The sequence below is a fragment of the Roseibium album genome (assembly GCF_001404515.1).
Classification (GTDB): Bacteria; Pseudomonadota; Alphaproteobacteria; order Rhizobiales; family Stappiaceae; genus Roseibium; species Roseibium album.
The window spans coordinates 647,375-662,695 of the sequence record NZ_CXWE01000003.1 but is presented as its reverse complement, the minus strand read 5'-3'; the positions used below and the strand labels follow the sequence as shown (position 1 = coordinate 662,695).

Here is a 15,321-nt window from a genome sequence, read left to right as displayed (position 1 = left end):
AGGTTCGCTGTTACGGTGTCCAATCCAGGAAATTCGCGATCAGGCCAAGACCCAGTCGCTGACTTTTCTCAGGATGGAACTGAGTGCCGATCATGTTGTCCTTCGCCACCATCGCGGTGAATGTTCCGGCATACCCGAAGGTTGCCAGACGATTTTCATCGCGTGCGCAGGCAAAGTGATAGGAGTGCACAAAATAGGCGTGCAATCCATCGGGTCCGGTTTCCAGGCCCTTGAACACAGGATGACTCTCCTGCTCCGCATCAATCGTGTTCCAGCCCATATGCGGTATCTTGAGCGACGGATCCGCCGGCTTCATTTCCGATACGTCGCCTTCTACCCAGCCAAGCCCCTCGACCGTTTCGAATTCGAGGCCACGTTCGGCCATCAGCTGCATGCCGACACAGATGCCGAAAAACGGTTTGCCTTGCCGGCGGACGCATTCCTCAAGGGCTTCCGGCATGCCGTCGACCGCCCACAGGCCCCGTTTGCAATCGGCAAAGGCACCTACACCCGGAAGCACAATGCGGTCGGCCTTTCGTACCCGGTCAGGATCGGACGTAACGATCACGTCGGGTAGATGTGCATGGGCGCGAGCCGCGCGCTCGAATGCCTTTTCCGCCGAGCGCAGATTGCCCGAACCGTAGTCGATAATTGCAATTGTCATTGACGGGTCTCCGGACCGAGGGTCAGACCTACCACACGCTCGCTGCCAACCCGCGGGACGATCGGAGCCCGAACCGGGCGCGGCTTCGGCTCTTCCGGTTCTTCCGGTTCTTCCGGCTTGTCAGCCGACGCCATCAGGGAGGCTTCCTTGTTCAGAAATCGAAGTTCGGCTTCGCCCGGATTTGCTGCGTCCACGATGCCGATCATGCGCCAGCCCTTGCGCTCCAGCGACCAGCGGCGCAATGCCTGTGCCTCGAATCCGAACAGGAGCGAAATCGTCAGGGCCGCGACCCCGGCCGCTTCACCGCCGAGCGCGCCCGACAGCAGTTCTATCGCGAGGGTAAGGGCAAGATAGCCAAGCAGCACAAGCCACATGCGATGCACGAGCATCCAGATGATTGCAAAGATAAAGGCCAGAAAGGAAAACCGGTCCGGGACGAACAGCAACCGGTCGCTCTCACGCGGATCACCGGCCAGATCCCCGAACTCCGGCGGTGCCATGACAACATACGTACTCATATTCCAATCGGTCCTTAGCCGCCTAGCTGGCCCTTTGTGGTCGGAACCCGGTCCGCCTGACGCGGATCGATCTCGATGGCCTTGCGCATAGCCCGCGCGACGGCCTTGAAGCAGGTCTCCGCTATATGGTGGCAATTGGAGCCGTAAAGATTGGCGATATGAAGGGTGATCCCTGCATTCATGGCGAATGCGCGGAAAAATTCCTCGAAGAGTTCGGTGTCGAGGTCGCCAACCTTGTCCCGGTCGAAGGTGACGTCCCAGACCAGAAACGGCCGGCCGGAGACGTCAAGCGCGCAGCGGGTCAGCGCTTCGTCCATCGCAAGGTGGGTATCTGCGTAGCGGGTGATGCCCGCCATGTCACCCAACGCCTTGGAAATCGCCTGGCCAAGTGCAATGCCGGTGTCTTCGACCGTATGATGAAAGTCGATATGAGTGTCGCCCTCGGCGCGGATTTTCATGTCTATCAGCGAATGGCGCGACAATTGTTCCAGCATATGATCGAAAAAACCGACACCGGTCTGGACGTCATAGTTGCCCGTTCCATCGAGATCGATCTCGACCGAAATGCGGGTTTCCCTGGTGTCGCGCGATACATTCGCTGTTCGCATAAGATGCTGCCCTTGCTGAAACTGACAAACCGGCGGTGTTGTAGCAGCCTGAACCGTCTAATGAAATAGGCACTTGCCGGGCTTTATGGTGAACTCCGGATCGCACCAGGCCTTACCGACGCGTCAATGTCGGGAAATTGGCGCTATCCGCATGTCATTTGGGCCGCGGCCACCAATGGAATGGATACCTTGCGCGGCCTGACAAGGTCGGACGCATAAGAGTTTCTCGACAACCAAAGGAAATTCGACGACGCTACCTTCATTGGCGACCAGACGGCGCAAATCGGTCTCTAAACCGTTCCAGGGGGCAGTTTTCATGTATCAAAAAGCAGTGGCTGAAGGTGGTCTTGCAGTTGTGACCGGAGCCGCAAGCGGTGTCGGTCTTGCGGCCGCCCTTCGATTTGCCGAGGCGGGCCTCGGTGTCCTTCTCGCCGACCTCTCAGGTGATCACCTGGATGCTGCGGTGGAGGAGGTGCGCAAGATTGCCGGGCCCAATGCGACCGTTCTTGCCGTGCCTACCGACGTCAGCGACAAGGTTCAAGTCGAACACCTTGCAGACATCGCGTTTCAGACGGGACAGGTCGCCGTCCTGATGAACAATGCCGGAATCAGCGTGCCTTCCAGCACCTGGGAGAATTTCGATGCCTGGACACGGATGATGGACGTCAACTTCTTTGGTGTTCTCAGAGGTGTCCAGTCTTTTACGCAACGAATGATCGATGCCGGACGCCCAGCCGTCATCATCAACACGGGTTCCAAACAGGGAATCACAACTCCACCCGGAAACCCGGGCTACAACGTGACCAAGGCAGCCGTGAAGGTGCTCAGCGAACAGCTTGCACATGAGTTGCGGGAAGCGGGTGCGCCGATTTCCGTACATCTGTTCGTACCGGGCTTCACCTACACCGGCATGATTGCATCATGGCTTCCCGAAAAGCCGGCTTCGGCGTGGACCAGCGACCAGACTGTCGACTATTTCATCGACCGGATGTCGAATGGAGAGTTCTATATCCTTTGTCCGGACAATGATGTCGACAGCGTGCGGGACAAACGCCGGGCCGAATGGGCAATCGGCGATATCATCGAAAACCGGCCACCCTTGTCCCGCTGGCATGCGGACTACAAGGAGGCCTTCGCGGAATTCGAGAAAACCGGAAAGTCGTAGTCTGGTCATTCGGCAACCGGAATGTTATGGACGGGGCGCTTTCCCAATATCCTGAAAGGAGCCCGCTCCATGCCGACCAGCCCGTTCGCCCCGAACACCGCGCTTGACCGATTGATGCTGCCTGTTGACGTCCCGACACTCAAGGAAGCGGAAACGCTTGTCAGTCGAACCGAAGGCAAGGTCGGCGTCTACAAGATCGGCATGGAATTGCAGTTTGCCGGCGGGCTCGAGTTTGCGCGGGACCTGGCTGCGGACGGCAAGAAGATCTTTCTCGACGTCAAGCTTCACGACATCGACAACACGATTACCAAGGCTGTCCGCAATGTTGCCAAGATGGGCGTGGCCTTCATGACGTTGCATGGCTATCCGAAGACCATGCGCGCAGCTGTTCGCGGACTGATGGAAGAAGGCAATCCCGGACTCTGCCTGCTCGGTGTAACAGTGCTGACGTCCATGGATGAAGAAGATCTGGTGGCGGCCGGTTACCGGGGGCCTTTGGCAGATGTGGTCGAGGCCCGCACTCGGGACGCGCGCGAAGCGGGGATGGGCGGCATTGTCTGCGCGGCAACGGAAGCCTCGAACATGCGTTCGATCCTTGGCGATGACCTGGTGATAGTCACGCCCGGTATCCGCCCGGCGGGCAGCGCTGCGGGAGACCAGCGCCGTGTCATGACGCCGGAAGACGCCATCCGGGCCGGCAGCGATTATCTGGTGGTCGGGCGGCCGATCAGCCAGGCCGGAGACCCCGGCTCCGCCGCGGATGCAGTCGTCGCGGAGATCGAAGCAGCACTGAGCTAAACGGAAATTCACCGGGCGAGACCAAGTCTCCATTCGTTTGTGCAGGAGACAGGAGTATCCGGTCCCGCGCTATGAATTCCCACCGTGCAGAAACGGCGCGCATAAAAGAAAAAAGCCACCGCAGTCGCGGTGGCCAGTCTGGTTTTCGCGGTCTTTTTGATCTCATGCCGCTTGATTGTCGTCGACCGCACCTGAGCGCAACACCATGCCGTAGAGGTCGCGCGGATCGTCAGGATCCGCCAGCAGGTCGAGCTTTTCGAAATGTCCCGTTCTTGGAAGAAGATCACGGATGTAGCGGAGCGCGGCAAAATCCTCGATGGCGAAGCCGACACTGTCGAACAGCGTGATCTGCTCATCCGATGTACGGCCCGGCGCCTTGCCGGCATAGACCTGCCAGAGTTCGGTTACCGGGTGATCTTCCGGCAGCTGCTGCAGTTCGCCTTCGATTCTGGTCTGCTCGGGCAACTCGACAAAAATGTCCGACCGCAGAAGGATGTCCTTGTGCAGCTCCGTCTTGCCCGGGCAATCGCCACCGATTGCATTGATATGGATACCTGAGCCAACCATGTTGTCTGTCAGGATCGTGGCGTATTTCTTGTCCGCCGTGACCGTTGTGACGACCTGTGCTCCTTCGATGGCATCTTCCGGCGTCTTGCAGATGGTGACATTCAGGCCGGAATCGGCAAGGTTCCGCGCAAGACGAATGCTGGCCTCCGGATCGATGTCGTAGGCGCGGATCTCCGTAATGCCGAGCATTTCCTTGAAAGCAAGGCTCTGGAAGTCGGATTGGGCACCGTTGCCGATGATCGCCATTGTCGTCGATCCCGCGGGTGCCAGGTACTTGGCCGCCAATGCCGAGGTTGCCGCTGTACGCAGGGCGGTCAGTATCGTCATCTCGGTGAAGAGAACCGGGTATCCGGTGGACAGTTCCGACAGAACTCCGAAACCGGTCACGGTCTGCAACCCTTCACGGACGTTCTGCGGATGACCGTTGACGTATTTGAAGCCGAAGGTCTCACCGTCACTGGTGGGCATCAGCTCGATTACGCCCTGGGGCGCGTGCGCCGGGATACGCGGCTTCTTGTCGAAACTTTCCCAGCGCAGAAAATCCTGCTCGATGTATTCGGCGATGCCGACTATCGCCTTTTCCACGCCAATGGTGCGAATGTTGCGCATCATGTCGTCGACGCTGACAAAGGGAACAAAGGCCAGTTCCGACGGCTTCGGATTGTGGTTTGCGGCAATCATCTTATCTTTTCCTCCAGATCAACGGATTTGCAACCGGAACCGGTTGAACATCAAAAAGTTGATCGATTCCAAAGTGATAGAGCATCCTTGTGTGTTCTTCCGAACGCAGGATGCTCTAGAAGCTTCGTGTCGGCCGATCAAAGACACGGCGCCCGAACAGGCTGCCCGTCAGGTCAACCATCAAGCGGGCGGTCTTGCCTCGGTCATCCAGAAACGGATTGAGTTCGACAAGATCGAGAGACGTCACAAGACCACTGTCATGAAGCATCTCCATGACCAGATGCGCCTCGCGGAATGTTGCACCGCCCGGAACGGTGGTTCCGACCGCAGGCGCGATCTCGGGATCCAGAAAATCCACATCGAGGCTGACGTGAAGAAGACCGTTCGCCGCGCGGACCCGATCCAGGAACGGTTTCAGCGACGACGCAATGCCGTCCTCGTCGACGCGGCGCATGTCACTGACGCCGACGCCGTGGCTGAGCAGCATTTCGCGCTCGGCTGCATCGATCGACCGGACACCAAGAATTTCCACGTTCCCCGGGCACACCGTGTGCTCCAGCGGAGCGCCGAGCAACTCATCGAAACCCGGAAGGCCGCAGGCAAAGGCCAGGGGAGTCCCATGCAAATTGCCGCTGTCGGTGCTGTCGAGCGTGTGAAAATCGGAGTGGGCATCCAGCCAGAGAACGAATAACGGACGATCAAGTTCCGCTGCTGCCCGCGCCTGGCCGGAAACGGTACCGGCCGCCATCGCGTGATCCCCGCCCAGATAGATGGGAAGCACCGACTGCAAACCGAGTTCCCAGGACTTTGCATGAAGTGCGCGGGTCCAACCGGCATAGGACCGGAAGTTTTTCAGAACAGGATTGGGAGAGGCGACCTCAAAGGCCTTCGACGGCGTCAGGTTGCCATGATCGGCGACCACGTGGCCCAGCGCCTCGAGTTGTTCCAGCAGGCCTGCGGTCCGGATCGCGTCCGGGCCCATCAGGCAGCCCTTCTGGCCTGCTCCGTCGTCAACAGGCGCCCCGACCAGCACAATCTGTTTCCTGGACACGATCACTTTGTCCTCCAAATGCCTCAATCCGAGAATTGTGCGGATACGGAGCGGCGGAGTAAATCCCGTGACTTGCGCAAAAGAGCAGCATAATTTATCATATTGGAAGGCAAAACTAATCAAGTTGATAAAATGGATGATCTGGATCTTCGATTAATTTCTCTGTTGCGACATGATGGGCGACGATCCGTGTCCGATTTGGCAGGTGATCTGAAAGTGTCTCGGGCAACAGTCCGCGCACGCATGGAAAAGCTGCAGGTTACCGGAGAGATTCTGGGATTTACGGCCGTTCTGCGCGACGACTGGCGTGATCTGCCAATCAGGGCGATAACCCTTCTGGTGGTTGCCGGTCATAACACGGATCCTGTTATCCGGTCCTTGAGCGCCATGACAGAGGTCCGGGCAATCCATTCGACAAACGGCAAATGGGATCTTGTCCTGGATGTTGCGACAAGAGATCTCGCTGCCTTCGACGATGCACTCAACCGCATTCGCCTGATCGAGGGCATTACCGGATCGGAGACCAATCTGCTCCTGAACACCCGCAAGGGCCCAGCCGTTCTGCCCAGCCAATAGGCCGGCCCTCGCAAAACGGGTCGCGCTTCCTTGCTACGTCACCTAAAATCGCTTCTAAACTGATCAAGCGACGAGTTTGAAATGACCAAGGCAATCGATCTTTCCAGCCTCACCCCCGGACCCGAACCGATTTCCGTAGGCGAAGAGGCGGCCGAAAACTATGCCGTCGTCCGGCAGACCCTGAAGAGGATCACCGAGGACTGGCGCGAGCAGCCGACGCTCGAACAACTGGCAAAGGAAGCAAGGCTTCAGCCCATCCAGCTGCAGAGAGTGTTTTCGCGCTGGGCGGGGCTGACGCCAAAGCAGTTTCTGCAGGCCATCACGCTGGACCATGCCAAGGCGCTCCTGCGGGACTCCGCGAGCGTTCTGGATGCGTCCTACGAAGTCGGTCTGTCCGGCTCGTCCCGCCTGCACGATCTGTTCATCACCCATGAAGCCATGACGCCTGGCGACTACCGGGCTCGCGGCGAAGGAGTCCAGATTGTCTATGGCTTTCACCCGTCTCCTTTCGGCCAGGTGCTGATCCTGGCAACGGACAAGGGACTTGCAGGTCTCGGGTTTGCGGATCCGGGCGAAGAGCAGAGCGCCCTGGAGGACATGTGCGAGCGCTGGCCGGCGGCAATCTATTCCCATGATCAGGACGCCACTTCTTCATATGCACAACGCGTGTTCGATCCCGACAAATGGTGTGAAGATCAGCCGCTCAACGTGGTCATGATCGGGACGGATTTCGAAATCAGGGTGTGGCAGACCCTGCTGAAGATTCCGATGGGTCAGGCAACCACCTATTCCGATGTTGCCGCCTCGATCGGAAACCCCAAGGCTTCGCGCGCTGTCGGATCAGCAGTCGGGCGCAATCCGATTTCCTTCGTGGTGCCGTGTCACCGGGTCCTGGCCAAAGGCGGTCAGATCGGAGGTTACCACTGGGGCCTCACCCGCAAACGCGCCATCCTCGGTTGGGAATCCGGATTGTCCGGGCCGGTTCTGGAGTGTGTTTGAGAGGACAAAAGACATTTCAAAGTCTCAGGGAGTTGGTTGTCATCCCGGTTTGGCGTCTTTCGCCAAAACCGGGATCCAGTTCCCAAGGCCTGCCTTTGCCGGATCCCCGTCTTCACCTGAATGACAAAGCAAACGTGTCTAGTGCACTGGCCCTTCCGGTATCGGGTAATTGCCGGTGATTTCCCAGCCGAATGCGGTGAGCCGTTCGGCAGCCATGGGCGTCAGGTCACCGGTGATCAGGAAATCGACCCCCGTAGGCGGGAACGGCAAACCGGCCATGCCTTCGTGCATCGACGAGAAGGTTTGTGCAACGGTCTGGGTCCAGGCGACCATGTCGAGTGGCAGGACGACAGCGGCAAGTCCGTCTTTACGAATTGCGACCGGGATACCGTTGAGTTCCCTGATCTGGCCAAGTCCGGAGATTGTCCGGTTGTAGGTTTCGAGGAGCACGACCCGGCGGAGTTGAAAATACGCGATGTCACGGCTTTCCGCGTCGGCTGCCTTGGCAGCGATCAAGTCCAGATCCTGCACGGTCGGCATGGCCTGCAGCTGATAGGCAATGACTGCCTTTTCCGAGGCCGTGTAGAATGGATTTTTCGCGATCCGGGATATCGTTTGCTCCGCAACGCCGGCGGCGCGCAAAGTTCCTGCTGTTCGCTCCGCAAGCTCTGCCGGCGTGCTGTCGACGATCAATGTGCGGAAATTGTCCGCCTGGCGCGCGGCAGACACAATCATCCCGCCGGGCAAAAGGGCGGTAATTGCGGTCACTGTCCAGTTTCCAGCGGTGGTCACGCTCGCTGTTTCATTGAGCTTCTTGGACAGAGGCGCGTAGAAGGTGTAGGGGTCCGCTCCCAGTTCAACCGCCAGTTCCCGTTCAGCGCGGGCCTGCCCGGTGATCGATTTGGCCAGTTCAGCCGGTGAACCGCCTTTCCCGGAGACCGCCGCTTCGACGCCCTTGGTCAACCTGCCGAACATGCGGCCAACACCGGATACCGTGCTTTTCGCGGTGCCGACCGGGTCAGTGACTGTGCTTTCGACAAAATCGACCGGTTTCATCGCGGCCTGTTTGAGGCCGTCCACGAAGCTTGCATCGTTCTTGAGGCTTTCGAGCGCGATCAGGACCCTGATCTCCGAAAGCCGGAGTTTCAGAAGGCCGTCGCCCTCTATCTGTTCAACACCCTGATCGGTCTGCAACTGATAGATACGCAGGAAACCATCACTGCGCACTGGCGACAGGACCGCATAGCCCGGACCATTTTCCTTGCCCTCGAGCACAACTGCCGGATCCTGTTCGGGCGGCGTTTCGTACTGCTCTGACAATGACAGCGCGGGGGCACCGGTGAGTAGCACGCCGAGCAGAAGAGCAGTTGCTCCAGCAGAAAATTTGAAAGACATATGCATCCCAACAGGCCTCCATGGGGGTCCCGGTGATACATCAGTCCGGAGCTGTTCCGTTCCGTGCCAAGGCTTCACCGGCAAGATAGAGCGAACCGCAGATCAGGATCCTGGGCGGCTCGCCATCCTTTTCGGCACAGGCTGCCACATCTGCCAGCGCCGCGTCCAGTGAAGGAAACGGTGTTGCTTCCAATCCGGCACAGCGTGCAAGGTCCGCAAGGTCTTCCGGTGATCTGGCGGTCGTGGTCGTGGATATCGGCACGGTCCCGACATGACGCACAAGGCCATGAAACGGGAGGAAATACCCGACGGGATCCTTGGTCGTCAGCATGCCCGCGACAAGATAGAGCGGCCGAGGTGATCGTTCTTCCTGTTCGCCCATGAACTGCGCGACCGATACGCCCGCACCGGGGTTGTGACCGCCGTCGATCCAGACCTCTGCGCCTTCCGGACACAAATCCAGCAGATATCCGTGCATGACCGGCTGCAGCCGTCCAGGCCAGTTCACCGACTTCAAGCCTTCGGTAATCGTGGTTTCGTCCGGCAGCAAGCCAGCCGCCTTGAGTGCGGCAATCGCGAGGCCGGCGTTGGCAAACTGGTGACCTCCGCCCAGCACCGGAAGCGGCAGGTCGATCAGCCCGTCGTCGTCCTGAAACGCCATACGGCCCTGATCGTGTTGTGCGACAAAATCCTGTCCAAAGACCTTGAGAGCAGCGCGTTTCCGCGCCGCCTGGCGGACAATTGCGGGAAACGCTTCTTCCGGCTGCGCGGCGGAGACCACAGGAACACCTTGCTTGATGATACCCGCCTTTTCCGCTGCGATCACCGCAAGATCGTCACCGAGAAACTTCTCGTGGTCCATGGAAACGGGTGTGATGACCGTCACGACAGGTTGATCGATGACATTTGTCGCATCAAGGCGCCCGCCAAGACCGACCTCCAGAAGCAGAATATCCGCCGGGTGTTCGGCGAAAATCAGCAAAGCCGCCGCCGTGGTGATTTCGAAGAAGGTGATTTCCTCACCGGCATTGGCTTCTTCACATCGATGAAGCGCGTCGTATAGCACAGGATCGGTAACGAAGCTGCCGTCCGTTCCAAGCCGGATGCGCTCATTGAAGGATACAAGGTGCGGCGAGGTATAGACATGGCAGCGTTTACCGGAGGCTTCGAGGATCGCGCGCATGGTCGCCGTCACCGATCCCTTGCCATTGGTGCCGGCAACATGGACAACCGGAGGAAGCCGGTTTTCAGGATTGCCCAGCGCTGCCAGCAGCCGGTGCATGCGTCCCAGGGAGAGATCAATCTCCTTTGGATGCAGTGCAAGCAATCTGTCCAGGATTTTCGTTATCTGATCCAAGGCGCCCTCCGAAGGGTCCTCTGTCCCGTGTTTCGCTTCCGCATCCGTCTGCCTCTTGAAAGACGAAAAGATGCGCTGTCTCCTCGAAGCCAGCCGGCTTCGGAACATCCAGTCCAGACAGACTGGGTGTTCCTTGATCCAATTACGCGTTTAGGGGATGGCCAGCCGCTTGACAAGCGAACCGGGCGGAATTGTCGGGATATGCCGCTTTCGCGACATTTTCGGGAAAATCCAGCGGGAAAACTGTCCGACTATCAGCTCGCCGGTTCCGCTTCCTTGGCGTCCTTGTCATCGGATTCGGCTTCTTCGGCCGGGTCTTCGGCGATGGATTCGTCTTCAACTTCTTCTGTCACGGGCGCTTCAAGCTTCGGCAGCTCAACTTCGCGCTTCAGCAGAATGCCGCATATCCGGGCGATCGTTTCCTTCAGCTCCAGCCGCGGAACAACCATGTCGATCATGCCGTGATCGAGCAGATATTCAGCCGTCTGGAAATCCTCGGGCAACTTTTCGCGAACTGTCTGTTCGATGACGCGCCGTCCGGCGAAGCCAATTTGCGCACCCGGTTCGGCAATATGGACGTCGCCCAGCATCGCATAGGATGCGGATACGCCCCCGGTGGTCGGATTGGTCAGGACGACAATATAGGGCAGTCCGGCCTCGCGCAGCATCTGAACGCCAACCGTTGTGCGCGGCATCTGCATCAGGGACAGAATGCCTTCCTGCATGCGGGCACCGCCGGAGGCCGCGAACATGATGAAAGGCGTCTTGTCTTCCACCGCTTTCATCATGCCTGCAAGAATAGCTTCCCCGGCTGCCATGCCCAGCGACCCTGCAACGAAGTCAAAGTTCTGCACGGCAATGGTCATGTCCATGCCGTTGACTTTGCCCTGGGCAACCAGAATGGCTTCTTCCTCGCCGGACTTCGCGCGCGCTTCCTTCAGCCGATCCGTGTATCGCTTGGAGTCCCTGAACTTGTGGGGATCCGCCTGAACTTCGGGTGTCTTGACGTCTGAATAGTTGCCGTCATCGAAAAAGGTTTCGACACGCTTGCGCGCAGGCATGCGCATGTGATGGCCGGAATTGGGTACCACCCAGAGATTGGCCTCCAGATCGCGATGGAACACCATCTCACCGGTTTCCGGATCCTTGATCCAGAGATTTTCCGGAACTTCGCGCTTTTTCCAAAGGTCGCGGATCTTGGGGCGTACGATAGAGTTGATCCAGTTCACGTCAAACGCGTCCGTTTACTCGAGTAATGACTAGGCGGAGATATGGGGTCCACCTGAAATCGTTCAATTCAAACAACCCGGTTCAGTTCGAACGGGCTCTTGCGCAGCCGGAAGCCAGATCCCGGACAACGGCCGAAACCGCATTGACGGTCCTGTCTGTTGCCTTGCCTGCCTCGTCCAGGCTGTCACGAATGGCATTCACGAGAACCGAACCGACGACGACCCCGTCGGCATCCTTGCCGATGACTGCCGCCTGGTCAGCCGTCTTCACGCCAAAACCGACAGCGACAGGCAGATCCGTGTGGCTCTTGATGCGGTTGACCGCCTGGGTCACGCGTCCCGTGTCTGCGATGTTGGCGCCGGTGATACCGGTGACTGAAACGTAATAAACGAATCCGGAGGTATTGGCCAGAACAGCAGGCAACCGCTTGTCGTCGGTGGTGGGAGTGGCTAGGCGGATAAAATTCAATCCCGCCTCCAGCGCCGGAATGCAAAGCTCGTCGTCTGCCTCGGCAGGGATGTCGACAATGATGAAGCCATCAACGCCTGCATCCCGGGCAATTTTCACGAATTTCTCCGGATCGCGGACATAGATCGGATTGTAGTAACCCATCAAAATGATCGGGGTATCGTCATCCTGTTCCCGGAACCTGCGCACCATTTGCAGGGTCTTGTCCATGGTATGGCCCGCGGCAAGCGCGCGCTGGTTGCCAAGCTGGATCGGGATTCCTTCTGCCATTGGATCGGAGAACGGCATGCCCAGTTCGATGACGTCGGCGCCGGCTTCGGGTAGCGCGTTCAGGACCGCCTGGGATGTTTCCAGATCGGGATCGCCCGCAGTGATGAAGGTGACCAAGGCAGGCCTGCCTGCATCGGCACAGGCCTTAAAGCGGCGATCGATACGCGTTTCCGTCATGCAGCTTCACCCTTGCCGCGCATTGCGCGGCCCCGTTACTCAGTTTGAACCCAGTGCGATGTAGGGGAGCGGGCAAGCGGATGTCAATCAAGAACGTACCAATCCGGCAAGATGCCCGAGCGACAATCGTCCTTCCGGCGACAACCCGGGCGTCCGGACAGGTTCCTTGAACTAGAGCTGATTGAAGTGCTTGTTGAATGCGTAGCTGGAGATCTGGGTGCGATCCAGGCCAAGCCGGGCAAGTTCTTGAGTGTTCATCCGGTTCAGGCGTTCAAACTCGTTCGCAACGCGGCGAGCTGAGCGGATGTCGCGGACAAAACCTGTCAGAAGATCGAAGTTCATCTCAATTTTCCTTCCTGTTGACCAGACGGAACTTCTTTCCGTCCTTGTCCGGCCTCCAAGATAGTCATTGCTGCACTGCAAACAACCGACAGGAATGCATTGCAGCAATGCTGTTCTGGAATATCTGTCTGCCTGATTGATCAAATCTGCCGTAAAAACTGCATGTCTCGTTGGGCAAAAATGCAGAATTGGCGGTTTAAAAGTGCACAAAGTGCGCCTATATTGATTCCCGCACAATCAAGAAAGGAGCTGCAAGTGGCCCATTCGCTTTTCGAACCTGCGCCCAGACCGTTGCATGAATTGATCTGGCGGCATGTCAGGAGCTTGAACATTACCGCTTCACAGAGGAATACAGAAAACAGGCAACCGGACGACGGAACCGATCCGGCCTTGCTGAAACAGGCGGCGAACCTGGATGCGCGCGGCAGACAGGATCTGCTTGAAGTATTGCTGAGGCAAAAGCCGATCAGAAAAAAAGCCGCGCGTCCCTGACGCACGGCTTTTGAATGCAATTCTGCAGGCGAACAGCTACATGTCGAAGCCCAGCATCTGGCCAACCGCGAAAACATCCTTGTCACCGCGTCCACACAGGTTCATCACCAGGATCTGGTCCTTGTCCATCTGTGGCGCCAGCTTGACGACATGGGCAAGCGCATGGGCAGGTTCGAGTGCCGGAATTATGCCCTCGACGCGGGTCAACATCTGGAAAGCGTCCAGCGCCTCATCATCCATGACAGGTACATATTCCACACGGCCAATCTCCTTGAGCCAGGAATGTTCCGGACCGATGCCGGGATAATCCAGGCCTGCCGAAATCGAGTGACCTTCAAAGATCTGCCCGTCATCATCCTGCAGAAGATAGGTGCGGTTCCCATGCAAGACACCCGGCTTGCCGGCCGTCAGTGATGCGCAATGCTCCTCGCCGGAAAGACCACGCCCGCCTGCCTCGACACCGTAGATCCTGACATCAGCGTCATCGAGGAATGGATGGAACAGTCCGATCGCGTTGGAGCCGCCACCGACCGCAGCAACCAGCGCATCAGGAAGACGGCCTTCGGCTTCCATCATCTGTTCCCGCAATTCCTTGCCGATCACAGACTGGAAGTCGCGGACCATTTCCGGATAGGGGTGCGGGCCGGCTGCCGTTCCGATCAGATAATACGTATCCTCGACATTCGTCACCCAGTCACGCAATGCCTCGTTCATGGCATCCTTGAGCGTGCCGGCACCGGCAGTCACGGGAACGATTTCGGCACCCAACAGCTTCATGCGAAAGACGTTCGGCTTTTGACGCTCGACATCGGTGGCACCCATGTAGACCACGCAAGGCAAGCCGAAACGGGCACAGACGGTTGCCGTGGCCACACCGTGCTGTCCCGCGCCGGTTTCAGCGATGATGCGGGTCTTGCCCATGCGTTTGGCAAGCAGGATCTGGCCGAGACAGTTGTTGATCTTGTGCGATCCGGTATGGTTCAACTCGTCGCGCTTGAAATAGATTTTTGCGCCGCCGAGTTCTTCCGTCAGCCGTTCTGCAAAATACAGCGGTGAGGGCCTGCCCGTGTAGTGGGTGTTCAGCGTCTCGATCTCGGCATGAAATGCCGGATCGTTCTTGGCATTCTCGTACTGCTGTTCCAGATCAAGAATCAACGGCATCAGCGTCTCGGCGACATAACGGCCGCCGAATATTCCGAAATGCCCGCGATCATCCGGACCTGTCCGGATACTGTTCGCCATATCGTTCACGCGTTTACTCCTTAAACCGGCAAGTCCGGAAATCAGGCGCTTTTGGCCGCCGCCACAAAAGCGCGAATTCGTTCACTGTCCTTGACGCCCTTGTCCCGCTCGACACCGGAAGATACATCAACCGCCTTCACGCCGCTTTGCCGAATAGCATCGCCGACGTTCGCCGGATCCAGGCCTCCTGAAAGCAGGAAAGGCTTTTCCAGGTCAAGATCTTTCAGGAGTGTCCAGTCATAGGACACACCATTGCCGCCAGGTAGCTCCGAGTCCTTGGGTGGCTTGGCATCAAACAGGATCCAATCCGCTACAATAGAGTAGTACCGGGCGCGTTCCAGATCTTCCCGTTCGCCAACCGACAGGGCCTTCATGACCTTGGTGCCCTGCATCACCTTTGCCGCGGCAAGCGCTTCCGGCGCTTCCGAGCCGTGAAACTGGATCATATCCGGGTTTACGAGCTCCCTGATCCGCGACAATCCGTCCGGGTCCATATTCACGGTTACTGCCACGATCTCTGCTTTGCCGCGCGCCATATCCGCCAACTTGCAGGCCTTGCTCAACGAGACATGGCGGGGGCTTTTCGGAAAAAACATCAGCCCGACCATGTCCGCCCCGGCATCGAGCGCGGCTTCCATGGTTTCTTCTGTCGACAGACCGCAGATTTTGACTTGAATATCAGACATGGGATCGAGGTATCGCCGGTGCAGAAGAGTTTGTC

The 15,321-nt window shown here is 58.2% G+C and carries 17 protein-coding genes; 5 read left to right on the top strand and 12 right to left on the bottom strand.

Going from position 1 to position 15,321, the window contains the following annotated elements; all coding sequences use genetic code 11:
- Positions 1–10: 10 nt before the first annotated feature.
- Genes hisH through hisB form a run of 3 tightly spaced genes read right to left on the bottom strand, consistent with a single transcriptional unit; the run spans position 11 to position 1,790 of the window.
- Positions 11–664: an imidazole glycerol phosphate synthase subunit HisH gene (gene hisH, locus LA5095_RS12600; RefSeq protein WP_055115325.1), complete on the bottom strand. Its 654-nt coding sequence runs from the start codon at positions 662–664 to the stop codon at positions 11–13.
- Positions 661–1,182 (bottom strand): DUF2628 domain-containing protein, encoded by a 522-nt coding sequence (locus LA5095_RS12595; protein WP_055115324.1) that lies wholly within the window; start codon positions 1,180–1,182, stop codon positions 661–663. The genes hisH and LA5095_RS12595 overlap by 4 nt, the downstream gene beginning before the upstream one ends.
- A gap of 14 nt (positions 1,183–1,196) precedes the next feature.
- On the bottom strand, positions 1,197–1,790 hold the full coding sequence (hisB, locus tag LA5095_RS12590; protein ID WP_055115322.1) for an imidazoleglycerol-phosphate dehydratase HisB: 594 nt from the start codon (positions 1,788–1,790) through the stop codon (positions 1,197–1,199).
- Between the two features lie 316 nt (positions 1,791–2,106).
- Here hisB and LA5095_RS12585 point away from each other — a divergent pair, with 316 nt between their 5' ends.
- Together LA5095_RS12585 and pyrF are read left to right on the top strand one after the other, a co-directional pair.
- Positions 2,107–2,955, top strand: a complete 849-nt coding sequence (locus LA5095_RS12585) for an SDR family NAD(P)-dependent oxidoreductase (RefSeq protein ID WP_055115320.1) — start codon at positions 2,107–2,109, stop codon at positions 2,953–2,955.
- A 69-nt stretch (positions 2,956–3,024) separates the two neighbouring features.
- Complete coding sequence (pyrF, locus tag LA5095_RS12580) at positions 3,025–3,753, top strand: orotidine-5'-phosphate decarboxylase (protein WP_055115318.1); 729 nt, start codon at positions 3,025–3,027, stop codon at positions 3,751–3,753.
- A 162-nt stretch (positions 3,754–3,915) separates the two neighbouring features.
- On the opposite strand, the gene ocd is transcribed toward pyrF, so the two are convergent.
- Together ocd and rocF are read right to left on the bottom strand one after the other, a co-directional pair.
- Entirely contained in the window at positions 3,916–5,001 is a 1,086-nt protein-coding gene (ocd, locus tag LA5095_RS12575; RefSeq protein WP_055115316.1) for an ornithine cyclodeaminase, read from the bottom strand.
- 115 nt (positions 5,002–5,116) lie between these two features.
- On the bottom strand, positions 5,117–6,058 hold the full coding sequence (gene rocF / locus LA5095_RS12570; protein ID WP_055115694.1) for an arginase: 942 nt from the start codon (positions 6,056–6,058) through the stop codon (positions 5,117–5,119).
- A gap of 126 nt (positions 6,059–6,184) precedes the next feature.
- On the opposite strand from rocF, the gene LA5095_RS12565 reads away from it, so the two are divergent.
- Both LA5095_RS12565 and LA5095_RS12560 read left to right on the top strand, forming a co-directional pair.
- On the top strand, positions 6,185–6,628 hold the full coding sequence (locus LA5095_RS12565; RefSeq protein WP_055115315.1) for an Lrp/AsnC family transcriptional regulator: 444 nt from the start codon (positions 6,185–6,187) through the stop codon (positions 6,626–6,628).
- 81 nt (positions 6,629–6,709) lie between these two features.
- The gene (locus tag LA5095_RS12560) at positions 6,710–7,627 is read left to right on the top strand and encodes a methylated-DNA--[protein]-cysteine S-methyltransferase (protein WP_055115314.1); all 918 of its coding nucleotides are present in this window, start codon (positions 6,710–6,712) and stop codon (positions 7,625–7,627) included.
- Between the two features lie 138 nt (positions 7,628–7,765).
- Here the strand turns inward: LA5095_RS12560 and LA5095_RS12555 are convergent, their stop codons facing one another.
- The 5 genes from LA5095_RS12555 to LA5095_RS32705 all read right to left on the bottom strand — a co-directional run bounded on the left by LA5095_RS12555 (position 7,766) and on the right by LA5095_RS32705 (position 12,866).
- Positions 7,766–9,022 carry a hypothetical protein gene (locus tag LA5095_RS12555; protein ID WP_055115312.1) on the bottom strand — a complete coding sequence of 419 codons (1,257 nt, stop codon included), beginning with the start codon at positions 9,020–9,022 and terminating at the stop codon, positions 7,766–7,768.
- Positions 9,023–9,062: 40 nt separating this feature from the next.
- On the bottom strand, positions 9,063–10,379 hold the full coding sequence (locus LA5095_RS12550; RefSeq protein ID WP_055115692.1) for a bifunctional folylpolyglutamate synthase/dihydrofolate synthase: 1,317 nt from the start codon (positions 10,377–10,379) through the stop codon (positions 9,063–9,065).
- Positions 10,380–10,633: 254 nt separating this feature from the next.
- Entirely contained in the window at positions 10,634–11,608 is a 975-nt protein-coding gene (accD, locus tag LA5095_RS12545) for an acetyl-CoA carboxylase, carboxyltransferase subunit beta (RefSeq protein ID WP_055115310.1), read from the bottom strand.
- Positions 11,609–11,690: 82 nt separating this feature from the next.
- Positions 11,691–12,524, bottom strand: coding sequence for a tryptophan synthase subunit alpha (trpA, locus tag LA5095_RS12540; RefSeq protein WP_055115308.1), 834 nt, complete (start codon positions 12,522–12,524; stop codon positions 11,691–11,693).
- Between the two features lie 171 nt (positions 12,525–12,695).
- Positions 12,696–12,866, bottom strand: coding sequence for a hypothetical protein (locus LA5095_RS32705; RefSeq protein WP_156958551.1), 171 nt, complete (start codon positions 12,864–12,866; stop codon positions 12,696–12,698).
- Between the two features lie 255 nt (positions 12,867–13,121).
- Here LA5095_RS32705 and LA5095_RS12530 point away from each other — a divergent pair, with 255 nt between their 5' ends.
- Positions 13,122–13,358, top strand: coding sequence for a hypothetical protein (locus tag LA5095_RS12530; protein ID WP_055115304.1), 237 nt, complete (start codon positions 13,122–13,124; stop codon positions 13,356–13,358).
- A 36-nt stretch (positions 13,359–13,394) separates the two neighbouring features.
- On the opposite strand, the gene trpB is transcribed toward LA5095_RS12530, so the two are convergent.
- Positions 13,395–14,600 (bottom strand): tryptophan synthase subunit beta, encoded by a 1,206-nt coding sequence (gene trpB / locus LA5095_RS12525; RefSeq protein WP_144435977.1) that lies wholly within the window; start codon positions 14,598–14,600, stop codon positions 13,395–13,397.
- A 41-nt stretch (positions 14,601–14,641) separates the two neighbouring features.
- A complete protein-coding gene (locus tag LA5095_RS12520; RefSeq protein WP_082442515.1) occupies positions 14,642–15,286 on the bottom strand; it encodes a phosphoribosylanthranilate isomerase in 645 nt (214 codons plus the stop codon).
- Positions 15,287–15,321: the final 35 nt, after the last annotated feature.